Source organism: Mesorhizobium sp. M2A.F.Ca.ET.067.02.1.1, assembly GCF_004023285.1.
In the GTDB taxonomy this organism is placed as follows: domain Bacteria; phylum Pseudomonadota; class Alphaproteobacteria; order Rhizobiales; family Rhizobiaceae; genus Mesorhizobium.
The window spans coordinates 1-1,814 of sequence record NZ_RZSB01000998.1 but is presented as its reverse complement, the minus strand read 5'-3'; the positions used below and the strand labels follow the sequence as shown (position 1 = coordinate 1,814).

Sequence of the window (1,814 nt, the reverse complement as noted above, 5' to 3'; positions counted from 1 at the left end):
AATACCGGCTGCTTGCGAGCGGCCACGCCCATTTCGTGCTCTACAACAAGCTGATGCCCTGGGATCATCTGGCGGGTGCGCTGATCCATCAGGAAGCCGGCGGCCATGTCGCGCGCGTCGACGGCAGCGCCTACCTGCCGTCGCATGTCGACGGCGGCCTGCTGGTCGCGCCGGACAAGCAAAGCTGGGACGAGTTGCGCCGCGAGCTCTGGGCCGAATAGGAATAAACCGCGCCCCGGCCGGCAACCGCCAGCCAGACGACAACCTAATGCAGATCGGTGACGTGCCCCGAAACAGGGGGATTGTGCGGCTGGAACATCCTGCCCCGCTCGGCGATTAGGATCATCAGCAAGGCCGCGACCGAAACGCTGCAGAAGCCTGCGGCCAGAGGCGTGACCGTGCCGTTATAGGCTTGGCCGATCGCCGCGCCGATCAGGGCGCCGAGAAAAGTCTGCATGAAGCCAAGGATGGATGCCGCCGTGCCGGCAAGCTCGCCGAGCGGCTCCATGGCCAGGGCGTTGAAATTCGCGCCCAGTCCGCCGAACGGCAGCATCGCGCCGGCAAAGAAGGTGATGAAGAGCCAGAGCGGCATCTGCATCTCCAACGAAACGACCAGCCAGGCAAGGCTGATGCACAGGAAGATGAGCAGCGCGCCTTGCGACAGACGGCGCATTCCGATCTGTCCGACCAGCCGCGAATTCAGATAATTGGAGAAGGCAAGCACGGCGGCGACACCGGCAAAGATCAGCGGGAACAATTCGCCGACATGGAAGATGTCGATGTAGATCTGTTGCGCCGAGCTGATGAAGCCGAACATGGCGGCGAAGATGAAGGTGCTGGCGAAGGCATAGCAAAGCGTGAGCCGGTTGGTGAGCACGATGCGGAAGCCGCCGACGACCGAGCTTACCGTGAGCGGCCGGCGATATTCCGCATGCAGCGTCTCCGGCAGGCGCAGCAGCGCCCAGGTCGAAACGATCAGCGCGCCGATGGCCATGGTCACGAAAATCCAGTGCCAAGTGGCGAACAGCATGACGAACTGGCCGATGCCTGGAGCGATGACGGGGATGGCCATGAACACCATGAAGATCAGCGACATCACTTCGGCCATACGCCGGCCTTCGAACGTGTCGCGCACGATCGAGACGGCGATGACGCGGGTCGCAGCCGCGCCGATGCCCTGGATGAGACGCCAGGTCAGCAACAAAGCGAAACTGGGCGCTATGGCGGCGGCAGCCGCGGCCACGACATAGACCACCAGGCCAAAGACCAGCGGCGCGCGGCGTCCAAAGCGATCCGAAATGGGCCCGAACAAAAGCTGTCCGCCGCCAAAGCCGAGCATATAGGCGGTGATGACATATTGGCGGTGGTTCTCGCTCTCGACGCCAAGCGAGGCGCCGATCTGCTGCAGCGCCGGCAGCATGATGTCGATGGCCAGGGAGTTGAGCGCCATCAGCGCTGCGCACAGCGCAATGAACTCCCAGCGCGGAATGGGCAAGCTGCTTGCCCGTTGCGACGCTTCTACCTGCTTGTCCACGGCAAAGTCCGATCTTTCAACGAACAAGCGCCGGCTGGCCGGCGCGCTGGTTCGTCTCATCCCCGAGATGCGGGTTCATGATTGCCGAGGTGGGGGCGGCCCCGGGCGATGCTTGCCGGCCGGAGAGTTAGCCTCCGCCGGCGAGCAAGATTGAATCAGGCTGCGCCTTTGACGCTGACGCCCTTTTCGACCAGGAAGTCCTGCAACTCGCCGGCCTGGAACATTTCACGGACGATGTCGCAACCGCCGACGAATTCACCCTTCACATAGAGCTGCGGGA

The 1,814-nt window shown here is 63.3% G+C and carries 2 protein-coding genes and 1 pseudogene; 1 reads left to right on the top strand and 2 read right to left on the bottom strand.

Translation table 11 applies throughout. The annotated features are described in order from the left end of the window. The coding region (locus EOA28_RS34665; RefSeq protein WP_281060951.1) for an inositol monophosphatase family protein at positions 1 to 221 on the top strand (221 nt) is incomplete at its 5' end. Positions 222 to 265: 44 nt separating this feature from the next. Here the strand turns inward: EOA28_RS34665 and EOA28_RS34660 are convergent. Both EOA28_RS34660 and EOA28_RS34655 read right to left on the bottom strand, forming a co-directional pair. Further along, on the bottom strand, positions 266 to 1,489 hold the full coding sequence (locus EOA28_RS34660) for a multidrug effflux MFS transporter (protein ID WP_245463510.1): 1,224 nt from the start codon (positions 1,487 to 1,489) through the stop codon (positions 266 to 268). Positions 1,490 to 1,689: 200 nt separating this feature from the next. Then, positions 1,690 to 1,814: pseudogene (locus EOA28_RS34655) on the bottom strand (monothiol glutaredoxin, Grx4 family); the annotation flags it as partial.